Source organism: Gillisia sp. JM1 (genome assembly GCF_000424645.1).
GTDB lineage: Bacteria > Bacteroidota > Bacteroidia > Flavobacteriales > Flavobacteriaceae > Gillisia.
Window position 1 is genome coordinate 1,647,525 of record NZ_KE384218.1, and the last position, 20,819, is coordinate 1,668,343.

Here is a 20,819-nt window from a genome sequence, read left to right on the forward strand (position 1 = left end):
TCTTAATATCAAAAAAATGGACTTTCAGATTACAAAAGAAGAAATAGAGGCTGAAATCTGGAGAATCGAACGAACTTTTCTCAACAAGCTTGTTGTCTGCAGAGAAATTATTAATTATTTCCGTATAATATTGGAATCTTATAGAAAAGAGATCAATTCTGGAGGTTTCCAGGATATCTCTTCAGAAATCCTTTTTTTTAAAACACAGAAACAACTTCCCTTAAGCCAATTAATTTACTATTCGAAGCTGCATTCCTTTTATGTTCAAGCGCCAAAAGGCGGAAAGAAATTTTTGACAGAATTTATTAATACAAAACTTAAAAAATTGAACAAATTCTTTTTGATCAATTCAGAATTTGTCGAGTATATAGAGACTAATCAAAGTTATCTGGATTCGTTTTATTTTACTCGAGAATTTAATAATATAGTGATTACAGAAGCTTTACTCCATTTTAGAGATCCTGATTTTAATACCTCCCACGATCTCCTGTTGGGGGAACTAAAAGCAAATAAACTTTTCATAAAATTTCTTAAACAACAGTTACAGAGCTTGGATTCTGATTTTTCAGATACTTCCGAAGGCAAGAATGAACTTAAGTGGACAGGATCTAAAGCGGGTTTAACAGAACTTATTTATGCACTTCATGAACAAAAGGTTTTTAATAATGGAAAGACTGATTTAAAAGATATTGCGGCCTTTTTCAAAATTATATTTCATTTTGATCCAGGAGATATATATAAAATTTTTTCAGAATTAAAGTCTAGGAAGAAAAGCCGCACTCCATTTTTAGAGGAGTTATCTATCAATCTACTCACTAAGATGAGGGATTCCGAATATTGAACCTTTCAAAAAATTGCTGTTTTATTATTTAAGATGTTAAAAAACAACCCTACCTGGATAATCTTCGGTATTCATCATTGTAAATAAATTCAGGTTTTTTAAAGGGATTTGCGTTATAAAATTATTCAACTTTCTTCTTAATAGCTCCATTTATATTTATTTTAGAAATGTTAAATTTTTACCGGAGTCCGGTGATATGGTGATTTTTATTCATCTAACTGCTTCAATTTTGTAATTAAAAGTCAAACCAAAGCAATCCCATCGCTTTAAACCTTTTAACCTGCGGTGGGATTGTTTTAAAAACATTTAATTATGCCAACATCAATTGTAACCACAGAAGATTTAATGGAGTTCAAGATGGAGCTCCTTGAAGAAATCCAAAAACTACTTGAAAAAGAATCGGGACATGTTTCAAAAAAATGGCTGAAATCTACACAAGTCAGAGAAATGCTGAAAATTAGTGCCGGAACACTTAACAATTTTAGAATTAACGGCACACTACCCTTCAGTAAGATAGGAGGAATTATTTATTATGATTCCGCAGCAATTCAGAAAGTACTTGCAAATAACCTTGTAAAAAATGATTGAGATATGAATTATATAACGCATTTGAATGCTGTATTTCAGCAGTTTTCAAGGGATTCCAGTCTTAATGCCACTCACATAAGTTTGTACATGGCCTTATTCCAAACCTGGAATATTCATAGATTCCAAAATAGCTTCTATATCCATAGAGAAGAAATTATGAGAATGGGAAAAATTGGTTCTAACCCAACTTACCATCGTTGTATGAAAAAATTGCATGAACAAAAATACATTCAATATCTGCCATCTTATAATCCCTATAAGGGAAGCAGAGTTAACATGCTCATTTTTGATACAAGTATTAAACAAGCTATGAACACGTATGAAACAAGTAGTAAACAAGCATTAACTCCTTTAATAAACTATAATAAACAAAAAATAAACATTAATAAACTAGAGCTCCCCCAAAATGAAAATGATGTTTTAATTTATTTTAAAAATAAAAATTGGTCTGCTATTGAAGGAAAAAAATTTTATAATCACTACCGGTCAATCGGATGGAAGCTCAGAAATGAAATCAAAATTATCGATTGGCATGCAACAGCGGAAAATTGGATGCTAAAAGCAAACGAATTTGAAAGGACTCCGGCAGCATTTCAAAAACGAGATAACTTGAAAACTAGTAAATACAAGAATTATGACGAACCCCTCTAGTATTATTGAAGATGGAATTGAATATTCCTTGGGAAGTTTCGACGGTACCAAAATAATCTACGACTTCCCGAAAATTATGGTATATCTGGAGGCAAAAGGCAAAATCCTATTCGGTCCGAATTTTAAAATTTATAAAGAAGATAAAAATGTCTTATTCAAGCTATGTAATTATTTCATAAAAGATAGAAATTATTGTGAGAAATACGAAATGGATCCTAAAAAAGGAATTTTACTTTCTGGTCCTGTGGGCTGTGGAAAAACTAGCATGATGAAACTTTTACGGTATTTGGTGCCGCATATGCGTAATTATGTAGTAATGCCTTGCAGGAATATTGTTTTTGCTTTTAATCATCTGGGTTATAAAACTATTGAAGATTACGGAGACAGCAGTAGTTTTTGTTTTGATGATTTGGGTGTGGAGCCTATAGGAAGACATTTCGGTAAAGATTGTAATGTGATTGGTGAAATCCTACTCTCCAGATATGAATTATTTCTTCAAACAAAATTAAAAACCCATGCGACTACTAATTTGAGTGTTTATGAACTTGAAGAATTATATGGGCAGCGAGTAAGAAGCAGAATGAAAAAAATGTTCAATCTAGTAGCCTTCGATGAAAAAATTAAAGACAAGAGAAAATAATATGAAAATAGCCACCTTTAATATCCAGAATATATTCCATCGTGACAGAAGTTATTTAGTAAATCCCTATGATAAATGTAACAATGAGTGGCTTATAGAGATAGACGGTTTAATGGGCAAACCTATAAAGACAAATGGAGATAAAGATCGTTTAAGAGAATTGACATTTTTTATAGGTATCGATAATAGTCTTCAATTACCATATGCAGTTCTAAGGAGAAAAGCTGGTTTTCTTTTTTTGAAGGGGATGAATTATTCAAAAGAATTGCAAGCAGGGGAGCTAACAGATTGGAATGGTTGGATTGCACTTCAGAATTATCCATTAGACCCTAGAGCAGTAGAAAATAAGGCTCGGGTAATCGCCGAAGTGAATCCAGATATTTTGATTCTTCAGGAAATTGAAGATCGCGCTTCTCTAACGGAATTTAATGAAGTGTTTCTGCCGAAATTTAATTGCAAACCTTTTCATTATACTTTTGTGGTGCAAGGAAATGATAAACGTGGTCAAGAAATAGGACTTCTTACTCGCAGTGATATTGAGATTCTGTCGGTGCGGAGTCACAGTTATGATTATAAAATCACGAAAGAACCTATTTTCAATAAGGATTTATTGGAGTATGAAATCCGTAGCGTCAAAGGAAATATCATATACGTTTTAGCTACTCATTTGCAGGAACAAACAGAAGATAAAGAAATTTCTGATAATATAAGGGAAGGACAGACCAAAAGGATTGCTGAGGTTTATAAGCAATTATATGCTCAGGGGAAAAAATACATCGCAATTGTGGGTACATTAAATGCTGTTTCTTATTGTTATTCCCTCTCCCCATTACTTATCAAAACCAATTTGAAAGATATAACAAAGCACCAGTCCTTCCAAGTGGACGTGGATAAAGGAGTAGATGCCGAATATCATAGCCTTGGAGCGTACCGAATGGGAGTGAATATTAAGCAAAAAGATTATTTGTTATTATCGCCTGAACTTTTTAATAAAGTACAAAGTAGCGGATTAAATAGGAAAGGTATCTGGCCAGAAAAGCAACCCATTTGGTCTTACTTTCCAAGCATAAATCAAAAAAATCAAGCTGCTAGTGAACATCCGGTAATATGGGGAAATTTCGAAATTTAAACGTGTAGGAGCGTTATTAGATCTAATTGAAACTGTTTAGATTCAGAAATGGAATTTATAAAAAAATGTTTATAGATGTTTTAGTTCTGAAGACGATTCCCAAACTAAACATTTAGATACTTTAATACCATGAGGAAATATTTATGAAGCATAAAACTAAATTGGATATAATCCTAATAAATGGAAACATTCCTTTTTTGTAGTTTTGATGTATGAAAATTTCCATTTATCATCCTTTATATAATATTAAACCAGTTCAAATCCCATGTATTGGTTTATTATCAGCTGGTTTTCCTTCTCCCGCCGATGATCATCTTGATAATTCTATTGACTTAAATAGAGAATTCATAAAGAATAAAAATGCAACCTATTTCGGACGTGTAAATGGTGATTCTATGGAGGGAGCTGGAATTCATCATGGTGATTTGCTTATAATTGATAAGAGCATAGAACCAATCTCGAATAAAGTTGCAGTATGTTTTATTGATGGAGAGTTTACAGTTAAAAGATTAAAGTTTGAAATAGATATTATATGGTTAATAGCCGACAATCCTAAATATCAGCCGATAAAAGTAACTAAGGATAACGATTTTATTATCTGGGGGATTGTTAAACACGTGATTAAAACTCTATAACATGTTTGCTCTAGTTGACTGTAATAATTTCTACGCTTCCTGCGAAAGAGTTTTTAATCCATCCTTAAACAACAAACCTATTGTTGTTCTGTCTAATAATGATGGATGCGTAGTTGCAAGATCTAATGAAGCAAAGGCATTAAAGATTCCAATGGGTGCTCCAGCTTTTCAATTCCGTCCACTATTTAAGCAGCACAATGTCAATATTTTTTCCTCAAATTATGCTCTGTATGGCGATATGAGCAGTCGTATTATGAATATACTAGCTGAATTCACACCCGAAATAGAAATTTATTCCATAGACGAATCGTTTTTGAAATTCGAGGAATTTTATAAAGTGGATTTGAAGAAATTAGGTAAAGAAATGATTTCCAGGGTATATAGAGAAACAGGTATTCCGATTAGCATAGGTATTGCAGAGACAAAATCTTTAGCCAAAGTTGCAAATAAGATTGCTAAAAAATTTAGTGAAGCTACTGAAGGAGTTCACATTATAGATACTCCTTATAAAATAGAGAAGGCTTTAAAATGGACAAAGATTGGTGATGTGTGGGGCATTGGAAGACAGTACGAAAGAAAATTGGAAAACATAGGGGTTTTAAACGCACATCAGTTTATAAATCTTCCTAATAGCTATGTGTTAAAACAAATGACGCAAGTAGGTTTAAGATTGAAAAGAGATTTATCTGGTGAAAGAACTTTAAATTTTGAAAATGTCCAACCTAAAAAAAACATCTCTGTTACCAGATCTTTCGAAAGAATGTATTCTGATTATTCAGATATAACAGAGCGATTATCAACCTATTGTGGAAAAGCAGCTTGGAAATTAAGGAAACAGAATACCCATTGCAATTTGGTGTATATATTTCTTCATACTAATGCACATAGAAACGATTTAAAGCAATACAGCTCTCATATTTGCGTCCATTTGCCTTTTCCCTCGAATTCTACGCTTACTATTATTAACTCAGCCTTAGACGGCTTAAAACGGATATTTAAAGAAGGATATCACTATAAGAAGGCAGGAGTAATCCTTATGGGAATTACGCCTAGTTATTCTTTGCAACAATCACTTTTTAATACTGAAAATCCTAAGCATATTATATTAATGAAAACTATCGATAAAATCAATTTTAATACAAATGATAAAGTGAAGTTTGGAGGTCAAGATCTTGGGAGAGTTTGGAAAATGAAGCAAGATCAGCTTTCAAAGCATTTTACCACTCGATTAGATGAAATTATTCAGGTGTACTAAATGCCAGAATATTAGATCTTCAGGAAGAAATCATTAGAGATATTTTAACGTTCCCTACGTATTGTTTTCCTCTCAAATTTCTAATCATATGGAATCCTATTTTAAGAAATTTTATGAGCGAATTAAACCTAACAAAGTCAAACCAATAATAGTTTGAATAGAAGTACAAGAACTATTGCATCTAATGTATAGTCTGTGGAAGAATGAAATAGATTACGATCCGAAACATGAGCAAAAAAAGACAGCAAGAACCGAAGTCCTTGCTGCACAGGATAGAAGCAATTTAACATTGACTTCTTCCTAAAATTTTTAACAAAAATACTTGTTTTATAACACAGTACCTAAGGCAAGTGGCGTGGAGTAAGGACACGTTTTTGTCGGCTTTGTTGTTTGTTTTTTGGTATCTAAAATATCACTTTTTGTTGAAATACCCGCTATTTGTGCTTAACCGATGTTGGCTATTGTTATGGTTGGATCTCGCATACGCAGCGAAATCCTGTAACTTCATTCGGAAATTCAGTCGGAGAAATATTTTTCCAATTACTCCCAAAAATCTTGTCTGATATTGTGAATTCAGAAATGTTATAAATAATGAAATTATTAGTCTTTTTAACAGTATTAAATTTTGTTGGATTTTTACCATCATAAAATCTGAACCTTTCTCTTTTTGAGAAGTACTCTTTCGCTATTTTAATTTCATTCTCTTTAGGTAATCTATATTTTATATTTTGATTAATAGGTTCACTTTTATTAGACCATAAGTAATCAACCATTTCCGATCTCCACTTGCAAAAATCAATTGCTTGCTCTTTAGATATTCTCAGAACAGGGGAATATTGATATTTCAGATTTTCAAAATATTTTTTCTTTGTTAGCAAGCTTTCATTCTTATTCAAGTTTTTTAAGAAAGAAGGATATAATATGATTAGCCTCTCAAATTTTTCTTCCGTGCTTCTATGAAAGTCGGAGAATGAAATGAATCCCTTTTCTCTGAGAAAATGTTTCGCTGTCAAATATTCTAAGAACATCTGATTAGTAACAGGAGTTTTATCAATATATAAACTATCATTTAAATATATTGTACCTGGTGGTACCACCTTTTTTTCTTGACCTAAAGTAATAGTAGAGGTCAAATTTAAAACTATAATTAAAACTAAAATTTTCTTCATAATAATTGCCAACGGTCTTGGTTAAGGCAAGTAGCGTGGAGTAGGGACGCGTTCTTGTCGGCTTAGTTGTTTTTTACTTGATGTCTAAAATAGCACTTTTCACCAGAATGCCCGCTATTTGCGCTTAACCGATGTTACATAGCGTGCGCCCCGCCCGAGTAAGCAACCGTCCAATGACATTTAAATTGTAAAAATAGTTCTCTGAGTTTTTTAATAAGGCAATATTGAAGAAATGTTAGCTGCAACATATTCATCACTCAATTGTCCATAAGTAACAATTTCTTGAATTACATTATTGTCATAAATTATTTTAGCAGCGATCTTATCATTTAGATTATGGGACTTAATTGATATAGATACAGAATCTCCTTCTTTACCGATAAAGGATGTTGTCCAATCTTTCCCACTTATTGTTTTCTCAATTTTCTTTCCGTTCTCATCTATATATGAAATATCAAAATTTTCTTTGTTTGTTGTTACTTCATAGGTTACTTTTAAATTATCAGCTTTTTCTTTACAAGATGTGTACATAAAACCGATAAAAAGGAAAGCTGTGAGTAATAAATAATATTTTTTCATTTTTGAATAATATATATATTCCGTTTTTGATGGTCTCTGGACTCCATTTTTAATAATTTTTTGCTTTGTAAAGTCTTAGTTTAAATTATGAAAAGGACTTTAAAATTTTCTGCTCATGAGTTTTCAATTTCTGCTATCCTTTTTTCAATTTTTAGTCAAAAATTTATTTTTTCTTATTTAGCAGAATTTTGTTTTTATCGGCGCAATGCTTTGTAACGTGTTATATGAATTCGAATATACACTTTTAAACAAAAAACATTTGGGATAAACCTAAGTTTTAGGTTTTTTATCTAAATTCAAACTTTTCCGAATAGCAACTAAAATTAAAGAAGCCATGTGATTTATATTTTCTGGGTTATTCAACCATTTTTCCTCTTCCCAATTACTCAAAAATCCCAATTCTAACAATATTGCTGGATAATCAGTAACAGATTCCCTAAGCACCTGAAAATTCGCAAATTTGACACCCCTGCTTTCAAAGCCTAATTTCTTACGTAGCTCTTTTTGTAATTGGTAAGCAAGTAAAACAGATTCGTTCGATTGGTGAGATATTCTGTTAGATACATATATCTCAATTCCTCGAGCTCTAGGATCATTAGAATGATTGCAGTGAAGAGAAATAAATACATCGGCTTTTAATGCTTTTGTGAGTTTCGTTCTGTCACTTAAGGAGATTAAGCTGTCTTTATATCTAGTGAGGTAAATCTTGAATTCATTTTTTGGAGATGACTTACTTATTCTTATCATCTCCCGGGCTATTTTCAAGACCACATCTTTTTCCTTATTTCCATTGATTCCAACTGCACCGGGGTCACTTCCTCCATGGCCGGGATCAACAACAATAACAAACTGATTAGCTTTCTCAGTCTGAGAGTAATTTTCAATTGGGAAAATGGCTATAGTGCTGAAGAAAAAAATGCTAAAAATTGACTTCCTGAGTTCCATAAATTATTCTTTGTTTCAACAAAATTCAAAGAATCAATCTGATTTATAAGAATCTTCCAAACTTTAACATGAACTCGCGTTAAAGTTTGAACATTTAGTCCACCTCTTTCCTTTTCACAATAAATTTCATAAAAATTAATCATCAAGTGGTCTTCATCAACCACTCTGCGAAAGCAGATCAAAGAACGTTCATTATGAAAAAATCTATTTACCCAACACTTTTTTTATCCCTTTTTTCTATTCCACTTTTCGCACAGATTGGTGGAATAGAAAATTCTGTATCAGATATTTCTGATACTGTTAGAACAATTTTCCCCGTCCTTTTAGGAGTGATATTTCTTGTAGGATTCCTTTTTAACGCCGGACATTTCTTTGGTGAAAATGCAGATCTGAAAAAAGGTATTACCAGGGTTTTAGTATTCGTACTAATTGCAGGAGCAGTAGTGGGCATTTTTACCTATCTCATTTCAATTACAGTATAATCAGGCCTTGTGAAGCTTTTAATTATCAAAACACTATGAAGAAATTTGAAATTTATAAGAATATCAGGAAAAGAGCAATGATATGGGGTTTGCCCATATCGCTCTTCGCACTAATGATGATTTCCGTAGTAGGAGCGTTGCTGATGATTATTTTTTCATTCAGCCTAACAGTCATTATCGGAGTATTCATTTTTAATGCGGCACTTTATATCGCACTTACCAGAATTTCAGCTTCTCCCCAACTATTTCATATTTCTAAGGTATTTCCTGAAACGATCAGCAATAAGAAATCAAACTTTTTCAATTATGAGCAGGATTAATCTTGTATCTCATCCACCAATAGCCAATATTCAGGAGAATATTGTATTTGCCGCAAATGGAAACGTGGCACTTTGCTATGAAATCAAATTACCAGAGATCTATTCTTTATCTGAAAAGGATTTTGAGGATTTGCATACTAGCTGGTTTCAGGCTCTAAAATCTTTACCTGTTGGTTGTATCGTTCATAAACAGGATGTCTATCAAAAGGTAAAATATTCCTCTACAGACTTACCTAATACTACTTTTCTTGGAAAAGCTACCAATCGACATTTTAAGGGACGGGATTATATCAAACACGATTGTTACGTGTTTTTTATCTGCACCAAGAACAGGGCTTTAAATAATTCAAAATTTGTAAATCCTTTTCGAAATATTTTGAAGCAGATCCCTCAGCAGATGGATGAGAATGTTCAAAATTTTATTGGAGATGTAATAGATTCGGTTTCCTATATAAATAATAGCCGTAAGCTTCGACTTCTACCAATTCCTTCTGAGGAAATCAATAAAATCTGTAACACTTATTTCAACGGGTTTAATAAGGATTTCGATTCTGATATTCTATTAGATAAATCCCATATTCATATTGGAGAAAATTACTTCGATGTTCTGGCTGTGAATAGCGAACTCTGTTTTGGAGAAAACGTTCAAAGCAGTAAGATCAATGAGCATTTTACTTCAGATGATTTTAAATTTCACCAGGGATTTATAGACGGTCTTGGTCTTACTTTGAATGAGAACCATATTGTAAACCAACTCATTTACTTAGATGATAAACAGAAATGGCGAAAGCTTCTAGATAAGAAAATAGAAGAACTTAGTAAAAGTTCCAATTTTGGATCGCAGAACAAAGTAGTACTCAAAAAGGTTCAGCATATTCTGGAACAGATCAATGCTGATGACAGCTCAAGGATCATCCGCGGACAATTGAATGTAGTTTATTGGGCTGCGGAATTTCAAGAGCTCAAAAAAATAGCTTCTAAGATAAAGACCGAATTAAAGGAACTGGATATCATTCCTTATTCTCCGGGCGGAGAAGAGCGTAAGAATTATTTTTTGAATAGCTTTTTCTGCTTTTCCCCAAACTTTTCAAATGAAGACCTGTATGTAACCGATCTTAAACATGCACTCTGCCTGTTTATTAATAATACCAACTATAAATCGGATTCCACGGGGGTTATTTTTAATGATCGGGAATTTAATATTCCTGTAATTAAAGACGTTTGGGACGAGAAGAAAAAACGGATTAAAGCAAGGAACTTTGCCATTTTCGCGCCCACCGGGGAAGGGAAATCTTTCCTAGCCAATAACATTCTCCGTCAGTATTTTGAAGCTGGAGTGCGTTTGGTGATTATTGACCTTGGGGGTTCCTATACCAAATTCGCAAAATTATACCCCGGGCAATACACCATCCTGCGTTATGAAAGCGGTAAAAATCTGGGAATAAATCCTTTTTATATCAGTAACCCGAACGATCTGAACGCGGAGAGGCTAGAAGATCTATCTGTCTTTATTTTTGAACTCTTTACTTCAGATGAAAAAATTAGTCGAAGTCAGTCGGTTTCAGCAAAAAAGATTCTGCTTAATTATTATCAAACTGTGTCAAGTCAACATTCCCTGGAGAGTTTTTATCGGTTTATAGAAGACAATCAGAAAACCCTGCTTACAGATCTAAGTATCCATCCAGATTATTTTAACATTCAAAACTTCCTACACATCATGTCAGAATATGTGGGAGACGGTCTTTACAGCTTTCTTTTCGAAGCAGGGGAAGATCAGACCTATAAAATTGAAGATAAACGTTTAATTGTCTTTGAACTTGATGAAGTAAAGGATAATAAAGAGATCCTTTCTGTTATGCTGAAATTAATAAAATCTGCCATACAACGTACCATATGGAAAAACAAAGCAGAAAAGGGAATCATTCTTTTTGATGAGTTCGCTAAGCAGCTGAAGTTCGAAAATGTTCTGGAAAGTGTGGAATTCTATTATCAGGCGATCCGGAAACAAAATGGAGCTATTGGTATTATCCTTCAGTCTATAAATCAGCTTCCGAATAATTCTGTTTCAGCAAGTATTCTAGAGAACACTCAAGTGATATACAGCCTTCATAATGAAAAAGGGTATGATGAGCTGAAGAAAAGGCTAAATCTCTCCAGTCATGATCTAAATCAACTTAAATCTATAAAAAACAACCTTACTGGTCCAAGAAAATACACCGAAATATTTATCAAGATAGGAAAGCAAAGCAATGTCTTCCGTCTGGAAGTTCCTAAAGAAGTTTATGCTGCCTACCTGACTGATGGCGTCGAAAATGAAGAAATAATATCACTTTATGAAAAGCATCAGAATATGGAAAAAGCAATCACAGAATTTATTAACCCAAAAAACAAGTAGTATGAAAATTTCAAAGAAAATTCATGAACACTTACACAATAGTAGTGTTGTGAGTAAAACCAAAATTAAAATCGTTTTAGTGATAATGACGACTGTCTTATTAATGCCTGACCGTGTTGCGGCCCAGGGAATGCCGGTTTACGATAATACTAATTTTATAAGTCTAGCAAAGTCATTAATAGAATCGGCTAAACAGACTTCACAGTTGCTTAAGACCGTAAATTTTTTAAAACAACAGAAGGAAAATCTTGAAAAAGTAAACAGTGTAATTAAACAATTGAAGGCTGTACGAGAGATTTCTGAAAATAACCAGCGACTTTTCAATGTTGTTCGAGATGATCTTCGTGAGATTCTCAACTCCCCATACATCAAAGCCGAAGAGGTGACCCGAATCTCAGATTCTTTCAACGCCATTATTAATAATTCCTTGGAAGATCTCGATTTTATTGAAGAAGTACTTTCCAGCGATTATTTAAAAATGACCGATTCTGAAAGAGCAGTGATATTGAAAGAAAAAGAACTCAGCTCAAAAGAAATGGTCGTGGAGATCAATCAGAAGATTCTAAGATATCGGGATATCATTTCCTTTAGGGAAATGCAGGATAAGATTAATAACAGAGAATCCAATTACTAAGCCATGGCTGCAAGTATTTTTTTAGGAATTGGACTCGAATATTTGGATGCTGTTTTTCAAACTATCAAAAGCAGTGATTTCTCACAATATACCATTGCTGGGATGAAAAGCTTGGGAGTACTATTTTTCTTGGTGAATATACTCAAGAAATACAATGAAGGCATTGCCGAAAATTCAGGCTACACTTGGGGATTGAGCCCAGGGGAACTTGCAAAAAACTTTGCGATCGTTCTGCTGGTTATTTTTTCAACCCAAGTGTTAGGAGTTTTTGATGGAATTTTAGTGGCAATTGAATCGACTTACCGAGATACGGCACCCGCACTCATTCCTTTGCAACTTCAAGATATAGATATTGAACAAGATGTGGGTGCACTGGAAGCCGCTAAAAAAGCAATGGCTTTATTGTATGAAGCCTTAGTAACGCCATTATATCCTGTAAAAGTTATCTCTTTTGTTCTAGGATTGTTTTTATGGGTTCTGGATCTTTTTATATACCCATTGTTTTTAGCGGAACGGTATTTTTTGCTAGGGATCATGCAAGCTTTTTTCCCTTTGGTGATCAGTCTCTCTGTTTTTGAAAAATTCCGCACCATGGCTTATAGTTTTTTTAGGTTGTATGCTGGGGTTTACATGCTTGTACCTGCATTTTTTCTGGTCAATATTTTCGTGAACACCCTTTATTCGGAGATCAATATAAATTTTTGGTCTAACCTTTTGGGCTCATCATCAGATAATAGTATCATAAAAATCATTGTGGAAGCCGGCTCTATTGCCTTTATCGTTTTTCTAAAATTCAAGCTTTACACCCGAGCAACTTCATTCACCCTTAAACTCTTTACATCATAAAGTATAAATTATTAAGCAATGAAAACATTTTATAAAAATATTTTTTCGGTACTAAAAATTAATCGTTTCGTAGTAATTAGTGTTGTTTTAATGGCATTTTTCTCCACCTCAATTTCTGCATGGATTGTTTTTCAAATAAATCAAGAAGCTTTAAATAATGCCTTTGCTATTAATTCTGATGGAGCTGTAATTCCATTAAAATGGGTCAGTCAGAAAGAAAATTTAAAGGTGGAAGCTCTGGCACATCTGGAATTATTTCAGACCTATTTTTATGATATTGACGCCAGTAATTACGAACGAAATCTGGAAAAGGCTTTATGGCTTGGCAATAGCTCGGTAGATAATTTATACCGGCAGAAAAAGGCAGATGGAGTATATAATCGCTTGCTTCAGTATTCTTTGGTACAGAATGTCCTAAGTATAGAATCTGATGTAGATCTTGAGACGCAACCTTACCAATTCAGGACTACTACAGTTTTTGAAATCAATAGGGGTTCTATTGTCGACACTTATGAACTGGTTTCCAGTGGAAACCTGATTAAAGTTGATAGGAACTTCCCAAATAATACTCATGGATTGCTGATCACAAATTATTTTGAAAACACTTTAAAAAAGATAACTAATGAAAATTGAGAGAAACAAAATCGTATTCGGGAGTGTGCTGGCATTGATCCTTATATTCATCATTTCATATTCTGTTATTGTAATGGGGGATGGGGATGATGAATCTGAAACTCTCGAACAAACCGAAGTTCCTGAATTGAAACAGGATCAGAAAGAATACAAATCCAAACTGGATGCGGTCAATGCACTTAAGGAAGTAAGGGAAACCAATGCACCAAGCATCTATGATGAAAAGCTTATTGATTCTCTTGGTTTTTATGATCCTGATTTAAAGGAAAAAGAAAAAGAGCGGATTGTGGACAGCATCTACAATTCCGGACGGATTAATTACACTGAAAACCGCACTAGGAATAGGGAAGTTGAAAAGACCAATTTTTCTGAAAGAGTTGTGGATACCTCAATTATTCAGAATAAAGAAAATAAGATTGCCAGCAAGGAAATGGGCTTGGACCATCAGTTGTTTTTTAGTTCAAATCCGCTGAAGAATACTAGCGCAACTACCTCAATAAGACCTGAAGAATCTATTTATGCAAAAGTGGATGGGGAGCAAATGGTAATGGTGAATAGCCGATTGCGTATGAGGTTGGTAAAAGAAACAGTAATCGATGGTTTAGCTGTTAAAAAGAATACTCTTATTTATGGGTTTATTCGCTTTCAGCCCAATCGTGCGATCATCGAAATTGAGAATATCAATCAGCACCCGGTAAAACTGAAAGCTTACGATCTTCAGGATGGCAGTGAAGGCATTTATGTAGAGAATAGTTTTCGTGCCGATGCCACACGGGAGGTAATTGGTGATGTTGTAGATGATATTAATATTGCGGGAGTTCCGCAGGTAGGAGGGATCAAAAAGATTTTTCAGAAAAATAACAAAAATATTAAAGTGACTATTACCAATAACTACAAGCTCATTTTAAAACAGGCTAATTAAAAATTATAAATACTAAAATCTTAAGAAATGAAAAATTCAATTTTAATAATATTTCTGGTTCTGTCCTCGCTCAAATTATACAGCCAGAGTCTAAAACTGGACACCATTTACGCTAATGAGCATAAGAATGTAGCATTGTTTTTTCCTTCTCCTATTCAGCAGGGAATTACAGGTTCAGAAAATTTTGTTTTCACCTATAATAGGGAGAAAGAACAACATTTCGGATTGCTGCAGGCGACACCTGGAAAAGAAAGTAATTTACTGGTTATCAGTGATTCAGGAGCTATTTTTTCGTATTTTGTAAAGTATTCCGGAGATCTTAAAAAACTGAATTATTTTATTGCTGATACCAATAGTATAGGTAATGTTTTTCCTGTTTCTGAAGGAATTAAAGACGTCATTAAAGATCCGGGTTTAAAGGAAGATTCAGATAAAAGTTTATCCGTTTCTGATGAAATTTATTTCCGGAAGTCTTGTTCCTATTTAATTGAGAAGAAGCAAGGTATTGGAAGGATTAAAAAGCGAAAAAATGATGTTATTCTAAGAGTAGAAAATATTGTTTTCGATAAGGAGCATTTGTTTTTTGTATTGGAAATTAAAAATAGATCTACTATAGATTATGAATTAAACTTTCTGGAACTATCGGTGCAAACCAGGAAGAATGGAAAAAGGAAATCTATGCAAAAACTGGTTCAAGAGCCATCCCTGAAATATCAAATGCCAGGGATAATTAAAGAAGGTCAATCTACCAGGTTTGTTTATGTGATGCCAAAATTTTCTATCGCAGATGATAAAGAGGTAGTATTAGATCTCAACGAAAAGAATGGCGAACGCGATTTGAAACTGAAAGTTAAGCAACGCTATATCAATAACCCTAATTAAACTTATTATGAGAAATTTAATTTTTATTTTGATTCTGACCACTTTTATTTCCTGTGGGGAATCTCAAATGAGCTCTGCTGAAACTGCTGAGACAGTAGTGGAGAGTTTTTACCAAAAGCAAAATTCAGACTTAAAGAAATACACTACCTCTGAAAGTTATGAATCTTTCCTTAGTGTGCAAGAGCTGTTTACACAGGAGAATAATGTTAAAGAGTCAAATTTTAAGCTGATTCGCGACAGCATTATTGGAAACAATGCATGGGTAAAATTTACTACCATTTATGAAAAAAAACCAGAGACCTTTAAACTTGTTAAAGAAGAAAATATGTGGAAGGTTACAGAGAGTGGAATGGGGGAGAAGGCGCCGTTTTGAAGATGGCCATAATTAATTTTAGAAACATACTTTAATCTAATTTGAGATGAAACTAGAAATTTAAATAAGTAGAAATAGAATCGATGAGAAACCCCTAAATTTTATTGCCTATTTAAGTGGCATCATTTATTTCAATTATGAGTTTATTAAATAGACTATTGTTTTTTTGTTGAAACACAATTAAATCTTTTTTTGATTTCTCTGTTAAAACAAATTCCTCATTTAATTTAAAACTTTGAATGAAATTTGCATCTTCAGTTATTAAATTTCGGAGGTCAATATGATAAGGTCTGAGAAAATTTTCGCTAACTCGATGTTTTTTTAGAATTATGTCCATTAAATCATTAGTTCTAATATTCATTAATTTCAACCACGGAGAAATTTTATTAGGTTTAATTTTACTTCTATATATCTCATTTAAGAGTATTCGGTATTCCCCTCTAATATCCTTAACCTCATTGATAAAATAATCCTTTAAAACTCTTTTATTATTTAATCTATTTTGAATGGTATTTATTATCCAAATTGCTAAAATTGCATTCAAAATTACTGAGAAAATATTAATATAATCCGAAACTTCCAGACTTGCGAGTATAATACAGCCTGATATTATTCCCATTTATCTAAAATCAATTTTCCATTAACCAACCGGTACCATGCAGAATGTACTCCAGTTATTTTTGGGGTATTTCCTCTTTTTCTCCTCTCTTCCCATTCAATAAAAGTTTCATTTTGTAACATGGTTTTTAAATCCGGTTCCTGAATTGAAATTATTTCCAAATGTTTCGTAACATTTTCTAATGTAAAATCATAAACTAAATTCCCCAATGCTTCGTCCAAAAAAGAAGGGGCATATCCTGCAGTATTATCTAAGTCAAGCATTAATTTTGCTCCCTTGTCGACTGCTTCTTTAAAGGCTGAGTTTAAAATTTTATGATAGAATTCTTCTCCGGAGTCATCACTAATACTGCAATGCCTAAGACCTGGATATTCCGAAAAATTTTCTGCTACATTAATAATTTTCATAATTTCATTCTATGCATTTTTTTGAGACATTCCATCTGTAAAAGGTGCCATAGAATTCAGGGATACTCTTAGCAAATGTTTTTGAACTAGCTGTATTATCAAAATGTAAGATTACGTTATTAGTTAATACTTTTAAATTTTCTATTCTCCCTTCATCAAAACCTAATTTAACTGCTGGCAATCCTTTATTTCGATTAATTTCTTGTGTATTAGAGCCATATTTCTTTTTAAAAGCACTTAACAATATTTGATCCTCTGGTATATCCTGAATAAAATCCTTTACTTTTCGATCAAACTTTTTGTGCAGTGTTTTTAAAATTCCCTTTCCCACATCAGTAACTGTAAAAATAACGCTATCCTCGCCATATTTAATTCCTAAAAGCCATTGTCTATCCGCAGTACCACCCCATTCAATAGAATTACCACAAATTTCCAAAAGAATTCTTCTCAATTTTGGACAATGTCTTTCAAGCCCGGTCAAATGTTTAACGGAATTTTTAACAGCATTACTTATTCTTATGTTATCTTCTCTGCTGAGTTTCTTCGCACCTCTAGTAAAGAATAAATGATCTGATTTATCAGCTTTTCCAAAAGGCTTACCACTTTCATCATACATTTTATTTAAAAGGCCAGAATCAATTATGAAATTTCTGCATTTTTTGTTTTCTGGTAATCCTGCTCTCAAAAGAATTCCTTTGTAATTGTAATCATCTATAATTGCTATTAATATACATATTGCGCTATAATCGATATCCTTTACTTTTGTCAAAGATATTTCAATATAGCGTAATTTTTTAAATTGGCTAAGACTTTCTTGGCTTCTAATTTTCTTAAAAAATCTTAAACAATCTTCTGTATTTTTAATTAATTGGAAATTTCTAGGAGCAACTACGGCAGGTTTTTTAATATTTACATCTCTAAAATAATTAAGAGGTCTGTTTTTAGGAATATAAGGTTTGTTCCTCGATTTTTGTTTTGCCACCCTTTTTCCTTTTCTTAAATTCCTTTTTTTATATTTTGAGGTTGTAAACAATTTTTTCATTCTTCTGCAGGAATTCTTAAAAATTTTTTATAGATGGTGGATTTTATTAGTAAAAAAGAATCAAGTTATGGCAAGATCCAAAGTGGGAAAGTTAGTTAATATTTTCAACAAAAATAAAAATCGAAATGAACTTTATATAGGTTTTGCCTAACTCTCACTTTCAAAGTTGAAATTACAAAAATGGGGCTATAATGGGGACCCGTGTAATTTAAAAGGAGTTAAAGTTATTAATTTTAATAAGAATTAACAAAACAACAGTTATTAAAGGTTCAATTACTTTATGATAAATTATTTACCTACTTTTAAGAACTCATTAACAAGGTACTTGATAATGGCGTCCCTACGCGCTGTTTGTTTTTAATAATAACCCCCATTTCTGCATGCAGACAGAACAGTCAATCAATTCAGGGAATACAAACATACTTAAGCCGCGCAAGGCACTCAACAAAGCATTTCTAAAGGTTAAGCCCAACAGATCGCAAATCGAGCAGTTTAAGGAGAATCTTATTCAGTTATTGGATAGGACCAACGATACCGAAAGCGAGGAATTCCACAAGAACCTGGTCATAGATTTTCTCAAGAAAACGTATTATGAACCCCATCATTTTATAAATACCAAAGGTCGTAATGACCTAGTGATCCAGGATCAAACCATATTATTGGGGAGCTCAAAAATTATGCATATAATTTAGTTAGTCTATAGAGGAAGAATTTCACATCTCTGACACCTCTAAATGAAGCTCTGAATTCTTTTATTTTGGCATTAAAGGATTCCGCTGAAGCGTTGGTGCTTCTGTTGTTAAAATAGTTTAGGATGGTCTCGTAGTGCAGTTGTACGGATCTTGCAATGGTATTGAAAGACTTAAATTCGGAATTGTCGACTTTGTTGTACCAGTGTGCCAATTTTAGCCTAGCTACATCTTTATTTGTGTTGTTTCTAAAAATATGGCTTAGCCCTTGAGAGAAGTTGTATGCTTTTTCAATAGTTGGGTATAGATCAAATAATATTTCAGCCCTTTCTATTTGTCTTGCCGTCCATTTGGCTTTTGATTTGAACAATAGATATCGGCCTCTAGCGAGGAGCTGCCTGTGCGTGTCCCCATTACTGAGAAGCTCTGGTTTATATGTTTTTTCATTTTTCCTGGCTTCTTCAATAGCTTTGTTTTCTTCTTCTATAATTTCCCACCTTAATCGGATACGTTCTTCTTGCACTGCTTCTGAGGCCAGTTTTTGAACATGGAACCTATCTGTGACTATTTCGGTTTTGGGGAAACATTTTTTAGCGATCAAATTCATGCTCCCAGCCATATCCACAGTGACTTCTTTTACCATATTGCGCCTTTCTACTGGGATTTCATTTAGTACCTCAATGACATCAACTGCTTTGGTTCCTTTAACAATGGCCACTATGCTGCCTTTCTTTCCGTTAGCTGCTTTGTTTGTTAGAATAGTGTAAAGTTCACCGTTGGATAAAGAGGTTTCATCTAAACTCAAATAGTTGCCCAAGTTCTTTCCATAGAGCAGCCAATCTTGTGAATGCTCTTTTTGCGCCCAATCCTTAAAGTCGCTGAGATGGTTTTTGTAGTGGTACTGCAGCGCTTTGCCATTGGTCTTATAATAGTCACCAAACCGTTTGGCACTTACCGCATGAGTATCAAGCGATACCTTTTAAAAAAGAGCCAAACTCGTTAGTTATCCGAGTGCCTTTAGCTATTAAGTTCCAATCTCTTTTTACTATCTCTCCTGTATTGACCAGGGTCCAACGCCTACGTTTTATATGGAGCAATACGGATTTACCCCTTAGCGGAAAATCTTCAACCGTTATCTCTGGTAAGAAGCCTTTGGATTGTGCTATTTCTGATTGATATTCTTTGGGTAGAATGTTCTTCTCTTCTAAATAGAAATGAACCTTGTCTGTTGATGATTTATGACTGATGATCTCAAAATATTCTAATATGCCTTCTGGCAATAAATAGCGGGCTAATTCTTTATCCAAGTTCTAAGTGTTTTGCTTGCAAAGATACATTTCTCCCCAAGTATTTACCTTGATCCCTGAAGGATCAAACCATATTATTGGGGAGCTCAAAAATTATGCATATAATTTAGTTAGTCTATAGAGGAAGAATTTCACATCTCTGACACCTCTAAACGACGCTCTGAATTCTTTGATTTTTGCATTAAAAGATTCCGCGGAAGCGTTGGTGCTTCTATTATTAAAATAGTTTAGTATGGTTTCGTAGTGCATTTGTACAGATCTTGCAATTGTATTGAAAGACTTAAATTCGGAATTTTCGACTTCGTTGTACCAGTGCGCCAGTTTTAGCCTAGCTACATCTTTGTTCGTATTGTTTTTAAAAACATGGCTTAGCCCTTGAGAGAAGTTGTATGCTTTTTCAATAGTTGGGTATAGATCAAATAATATTTCAGCCCTTTCTATTTGTCTTGCTGTCCATTTGGCTTTTGATTTGAACAATAGATATCGGCCTCTAGCGAGCAGCTGCCTGTGCGTGTCCCCATTACTGAGAAGCTCTGGTTTGTATGTTTTTTCATTTTTCCTGGCTTCTTCAATAGCTTTGTTTTCTACTTCTATAATTTCCCACCTTAATCGGATACGTTCTTCTTGCACTGCTTCTGAGGCTAATTTTTGAACATGAAACCTATCTGTAACTATTTCGGTTTTAGGGAAACATTTTTTAGCGATCAAATTCATGCTCCCGGCCATATCCACAGTGACTTCCTTTACCATATTGCGTCTTTCTACTGGGATTCCCTTTAGTACCTCAATGACATCAACTGCTTTGGTTCCTTTAACAATGGCCACTATGCTGGATC

General features: G+C 33.4%; 26 protein-coding genes. 17 read left to right on the plus strand and 9 right to left on the minus strand.

Features of this window, described 5'->3' with window-relative positions:
- Nucleotides 1–16 precede the first annotated feature (16 nt).
- From H033_RS20000 to H033_RS0110555, 7 genes are all read left to right on the plus strand, one after another.
- The gene (locus H033_RS20000; protein WP_196809432.1) at nt 17–841 is read left to right on the plus strand and encodes an RteC domain-containing protein; all 825 of its coding nucleotides are present in this window, start codon (nt 17–19) and stop codon (nt 839–841) included.
- Nucleotides 842–1,153: 312 nt separating this feature from the next.
- Complete coding sequence (locus H033_RS0110530) at nt 1,154–1,429, plus strand: helix-turn-helix domain-containing protein (protein WP_026838294.1); 276 nt, start codon at nt 1,154–1,156, stop codon at nt 1,427–1,429.
- A 162-nt stretch (nt 1,430–1,591) separates the two neighbouring features.
- Complete coding sequence (locus H033_RS0110535) at nt 1,592–2,080, plus strand: hypothetical protein (RefSeq protein WP_231367596.1); 489 nt, start codon at nt 1,592–1,594, stop codon at nt 2,078–2,080.
- On the plus strand, nt 2,064–2,720 hold the full coding sequence (locus H033_RS0110540) for an ATP-binding protein (protein WP_026838296.1): 657 nt from the start codon (nt 2,064–2,066) through the stop codon (nt 2,718–2,720). Before H033_RS0110535 ends, H033_RS0110540 begins: the two co-directional genes overlap by 17 nt.
- The gene (locus H033_RS0110545) at nt 2,692–3,849 is read left to right on the plus strand and encodes a hypothetical protein (protein WP_026838297.1); all 1,158 of its coding nucleotides are present in this window, start codon (nt 2,692–2,694) and stop codon (nt 3,847–3,849) included. Before H033_RS0110540 ends, H033_RS0110545 begins: the two co-directional genes overlap by 29 nt.
- A 212-nt stretch (nt 3,850–4,061) precedes the next feature.
- Nucleotides 4,062–4,484 carry a LexA family protein gene (locus H033_RS0110550; RefSeq protein ID WP_051227874.1) on the plus strand — a complete coding sequence of 141 codons (423 nt, stop codon included), beginning with the start codon at nt 4,062–4,064 and terminating at the stop codon, nt 4,482–4,484.
- A gap of 1 nt (nt 4,485) precedes the next feature.
- Nucleotides 4,486–5,739, plus strand: coding sequence for a Y-family DNA polymerase (locus tag H033_RS0110555; protein WP_026838299.1), 1,254 nt, complete (start codon nt 4,486–4,488; stop codon nt 5,737–5,739).
- A gap of 464 nt (nt 5,740–6,203) precedes the next feature.
- Here the strand turns inward: H033_RS0110555 and H033_RS0110560 are convergent, their stop codons facing one another.
- The 3 genes from H033_RS0110560 to H033_RS0110575 form a co-directional block, all read right to left on the minus strand.
- Nucleotides 6,204–6,908 (minus strand): SUMF1/EgtB/PvdO family nonheme iron enzyme, encoded by a 705-nt coding sequence (locus H033_RS0110560; protein ID WP_026838300.1) that lies wholly within the window; start codon nt 6,906–6,908, stop codon nt 6,204–6,206.
- Nucleotides 6,909–7,118: 210 nt separating this feature from the next.
- The gene (locus tag H033_RS0110565; RefSeq protein WP_155827782.1) at nt 7,119–7,487 is read right to left on the minus strand and encodes a hypothetical protein; all 369 of its coding nucleotides are present in this window, start codon (nt 7,485–7,487) and stop codon (nt 7,119–7,121) included.
- A gap of 270 nt (nt 7,488–7,757) precedes the next feature.
- Complete coding sequence (locus H033_RS0110575) at nt 7,758–8,432, minus strand: N-acetylmuramoyl-L-alanine amidase (protein WP_051227877.1); 675 nt, start codon at nt 8,430–8,432, stop codon at nt 7,758–7,760.
- 194 nt (nt 8,433–8,626) lie between these two features.
- Between H033_RS0110575 and H033_RS0110585 the strand changes: the two genes are divergently transcribed.
- Genes H033_RS0110585 through H033_RS0110625 form a run of 9 tightly spaced genes read left to right on the plus strand, consistent with a single transcriptional unit; the run spans nt 8,627 to nt 15,919 of the window.
- Entirely contained in the window at nt 8,627–8,914 is a 288-nt protein-coding gene (locus H033_RS0110585; protein ID WP_026838304.1) for a hypothetical protein, read from the plus strand.
- A 35-nt stretch (nt 8,915–8,949) separates the two neighbouring features.
- Nucleotides 8,950–9,234: a hypothetical protein gene (locus tag H033_RS0110590; protein ID WP_026838305.1), complete on the plus strand. Its 285-nt coding sequence runs from the start codon at nt 8,950–8,952 to the stop codon at nt 9,232–9,234.
- The gene (locus H033_RS0110595; protein ID WP_026838306.1) at nt 9,221–11,629 is read left to right on the plus strand and encodes a TraG family conjugative transposon ATPase; all 2,409 of its coding nucleotides are present in this window, start codon (nt 9,221–9,223) and stop codon (nt 11,627–11,629) included. Before H033_RS0110590 ends, H033_RS0110595 begins: the two co-directional genes overlap by 14 nt.
- Nucleotide 11,630: 1 nt before the next feature.
- On the plus strand, nt 11,631–12,263 hold the full coding sequence (locus tag H033_RS0110600; RefSeq protein ID WP_051227878.1) for a conjugal transfer protein: 633 nt from the start codon (nt 11,631–11,633) through the stop codon (nt 12,261–12,263).
- 3 nt (nt 12,264–12,266) lie between these two features.
- Entirely contained in the window at nt 12,267–13,109 is an 843-nt protein-coding gene (locus tag H033_RS0110605; RefSeq protein ID WP_026838308.1) for a hypothetical protein, read from the plus strand.
- An 18-nt stretch (nt 13,110–13,127) separates the two neighbouring features.
- The gene (locus H033_RS0110610; RefSeq protein ID WP_026838309.1) at nt 13,128–13,742 is read left to right on the plus strand and encodes a conjugal transfer protein TraK; all 615 of its coding nucleotides are present in this window, start codon (nt 13,128–13,130) and stop codon (nt 13,740–13,742) included.
- Nucleotides 13,732–14,664, plus strand: a complete 933-nt coding sequence (gene traM, locus H033_RS0110615; RefSeq protein ID WP_026838310.1) for a conjugative transposon protein TraM — start codon at nt 13,732–13,734, stop codon at nt 14,662–14,664. Before H033_RS0110610 ends, traM begins: the two co-directional genes overlap by 11 nt.
- Before the next feature lie 27 nt (nt 14,665–14,691).
- Nucleotides 14,692–15,546, plus strand: a complete 855-nt coding sequence (locus tag H033_RS0110620; protein ID WP_026838311.1) for a DUF4138 domain-containing protein — start codon at nt 14,692–14,694, stop codon at nt 15,544–15,546.
- A gap of 7 nt (nt 15,547–15,553) precedes the next feature.
- Nucleotides 15,554–15,919: a hypothetical protein gene (locus H033_RS0110625; RefSeq protein ID WP_026838312.1), complete on the plus strand. Its 366-nt coding sequence runs from the start codon at nt 15,554–15,556 to the stop codon at nt 15,917–15,919.
- Nucleotides 15,920–16,031: 112 nt separating this feature from the next.
- Here H033_RS0110625 and H033_RS0110630 read toward each other — a convergent pair whose 3' ends face one another.
- Genes H033_RS0110630 through H033_RS0110640 form a run of 3 tightly spaced genes read right to left on the minus strand, consistent with a single transcriptional unit; the run spans nt 16,032 to nt 17,987 of the window.
- Entirely contained in the window at nt 16,032–16,538 is a 507-nt protein-coding gene (locus tag H033_RS0110630; protein WP_026838313.1) for a hypothetical protein, read from the minus strand.
- Nucleotides 16,529–16,945 carry an STAS-like domain-containing protein gene (locus H033_RS0110635; protein WP_026838314.1) on the minus strand — a complete coding sequence of 139 codons (417 nt, stop codon included), beginning with the start codon at nt 16,943–16,945 and terminating at the stop codon, nt 16,529–16,531. Before H033_RS0110635 ends, H033_RS0110630 begins: the two co-directional genes overlap by 10 nt.
- A 4-nt stretch (nt 16,946–16,949) precedes the next feature.
- Nucleotides 16,950–17,987, minus strand: coding sequence for an ATP-binding protein (locus H033_RS0110640; protein WP_026838315.1), 1,038 nt, complete (start codon nt 17,985–17,987; stop codon nt 16,950–16,952).
- Between the two features lie 380 nt (nt 17,988–18,367).
- Here H033_RS0110640 and H033_RS0110645 point away from each other — a divergent pair, with 380 nt between their 5' ends.
- A complete protein-coding gene (locus tag H033_RS0110645; RefSeq protein WP_026838316.1) occupies nt 18,368–18,679 on the plus strand; it encodes a hypothetical protein in 312 nt (103 codons plus the stop codon).
- Here the strand turns inward: H033_RS0110645 and H033_RS0110650 are convergent.
- From H033_RS0110650 to H033_RS20005, 3 genes are all read right to left on the minus strand, one after another.
- Entirely contained in the window at nt 18,663–19,583 is a 921-nt protein-coding gene (locus H033_RS0110650) for a transposase (RefSeq protein ID WP_026838317.1), read from the minus strand. The two genes, H033_RS0110645 and H033_RS0110650, sit on opposite strands and share 17 nt — an antisense overlap.
- Before the next feature lie 58 nt (nt 19,584–19,641).
- On the minus strand, nt 19,642–19,983 hold the full coding sequence (locus H033_RS0110655) for a hypothetical protein (RefSeq protein ID WP_026836780.1): 342 nt from the start codon (nt 19,981–19,983) through the stop codon (nt 19,642–19,644).
- Nucleotides 19,984–20,076: 93 nt separating this feature from the next.
- Nucleotides 20,077–20,808: a transposase gene (locus H033_RS20005; RefSeq protein WP_231367597.1), complete on the minus strand. Its 732-nt coding sequence runs from the start codon at nt 20,806–20,808 to the stop codon at nt 20,077–20,079.
- Nucleotides 20,809–20,819: the final 11 nt, after the last annotated feature.

What these genes read in the sequence shown, in the direction of transcription:
- H033_RS0110530 (WP_026838294.1), top strand. Translation starts at nt 1,154, where the DNA reads ATGCCAACATCAATTGTAACCACAGAAGATTTAATGGAGTTCAAGATG.
- H033_RS0110625 (WP_026838312.1), top strand. Translation starts at nt 15,554, where the DNA reads ATGAGAAATTTAATTTTTATTTTGATTCTGACCACTTTTATTTCCTGT.
- H033_RS0110605 (WP_026838308.1), top strand. Translation starts at nt 12,267, where the DNA reads ATGGCTGCAAGTATTTTTTTAGGAATTGGACTCGAATATTTGGATGCT.
- traM (WP_026838310.1), top strand. Translation starts at nt 13,732, where the DNA reads ATGAAAATTGAGAGAAACAAAATCGTATTCGGGAGTGTGCTGGCATTG.
- H033_RS0110635 (WP_026838314.1), bottom strand. Translation starts at nt 16,945, where the DNA reads ATGAAAATTATTAATGTAGCAGAAAATTTTTCGGAATATCCAGGTCTT.
- H033_RS0110550 (WP_051227874.1), top strand. Translation starts at nt 4,062, where the DNA reads ATGAAAATTTCCATTTATCATCCTTTATATAATATTAAACCAGTTCAA.
- H033_RS0110540 (WP_026838296.1), top strand. Translation starts at nt 2,064, where the DNA reads ATGACGAACCCCTCTAGTATTATTGAAGATGGAATTGAATATTCCTTG.
- H033_RS0110610 (WP_026838309.1), top strand. Translation starts at nt 13,128, where the DNA reads ATGAAAACATTTTATAAAAATATTTTTTCGGTACTAAAAATTAATCGT.
- H033_RS0110565 (WP_155827782.1), bottom strand. Translation starts at nt 7,487, where the DNA reads ATGAAAAAATATTATTTATTACTCACAGCTTTCCTTTTTATCGGTTTT.
- H033_RS0110630 (WP_026838313.1), bottom strand. Translation starts at nt 16,538, where the DNA reads ATGGGAATAATATCAGGCTGTATTATACTCGCAAGTCTGGAAGTTTCG.
- H033_RS0110535 (WP_231367596.1), top strand. Translation starts at nt 1,592, where the DNA reads ATGGGAAAAATTGGTTCTAACCCAACTTACCATCGTTGTATGAAAAAA.
- H033_RS0110555 (WP_026838299.1), top strand. Translation starts at nt 4,486, where the DNA reads ATGTTTGCTCTAGTTGACTGTAATAATTTCTACGCTTCCTGCGAAAGA.
- H033_RS0110620 (WP_026838311.1), top strand. Translation starts at nt 14,692, where the DNA reads ATGAAAAATTCAATTTTAATAATATTTCTGGTTCTGTCCTCGCTCAAA.
- H033_RS0110640 (WP_026838315.1), bottom strand. Translation starts at nt 17,987, where the DNA reads ATGAAAAAATTGTTTACAACCTCAAAATATAAAAAAAGGAATTTAAGA.
- H033_RS0110595 (WP_026838306.1), top strand. Translation starts at nt 9,221, where the DNA reads ATGAGCAGGATTAATCTTGTATCTCATCCACCAATAGCCAATATTCAG.
- H033_RS0110575 (WP_051227877.1), bottom strand. Translation starts at nt 8,432, where the DNA reads ATGGAACTCAGGAAGTCAATTTTTAGCATTTTTTTCTTCAGCACTATA.
- H033_RS0110560 (WP_026838300.1), bottom strand. Translation starts at nt 6,908, where the DNA reads ATGAAGAAAATTTTAGTTTTAATTATAGTTTTAAATTTGACCTCTACT.
- H033_RS0110600 (WP_051227878.1), top strand. Translation starts at nt 11,631, where the DNA reads ATGAAAATTTCAAAGAAAATTCATGAACACTTACACAATAGTAGTGTT.
- H033_RS0110645 (WP_026838316.1), top strand. Translation starts at nt 18,368, where the DNA reads ATGCAGACAGAACAGTCAATCAATTCAGGGAATACAAACATACTTAAG.
- H033_RS0110585 (WP_026838304.1), top strand. Translation starts at nt 8,627, where the DNA reads ATGAAAAAATCTATTTACCCAACACTTTTTTTATCCCTTTTTTCTATT.
- H033_RS0110545 (WP_026838297.1), top strand. Translation starts at nt 2,692, where the DNA reads ATGAAAAAATTAAAGACAAGAGAAAATAATATGAAAATAGCCACCTTT.
- H033_RS20000 (WP_196809432.1), top strand. Translation starts at nt 17, where the DNA reads ATGGACTTTCAGATTACAAAAGAAGAAATAGAGGCTGAAATCTGGAGA.
- H033_RS0110590 (WP_026838305.1), top strand. Translation starts at nt 8,950, where the DNA reads ATGAAGAAATTTGAAATTTATAAGAATATCAGGAAAAGAGCAATGATA.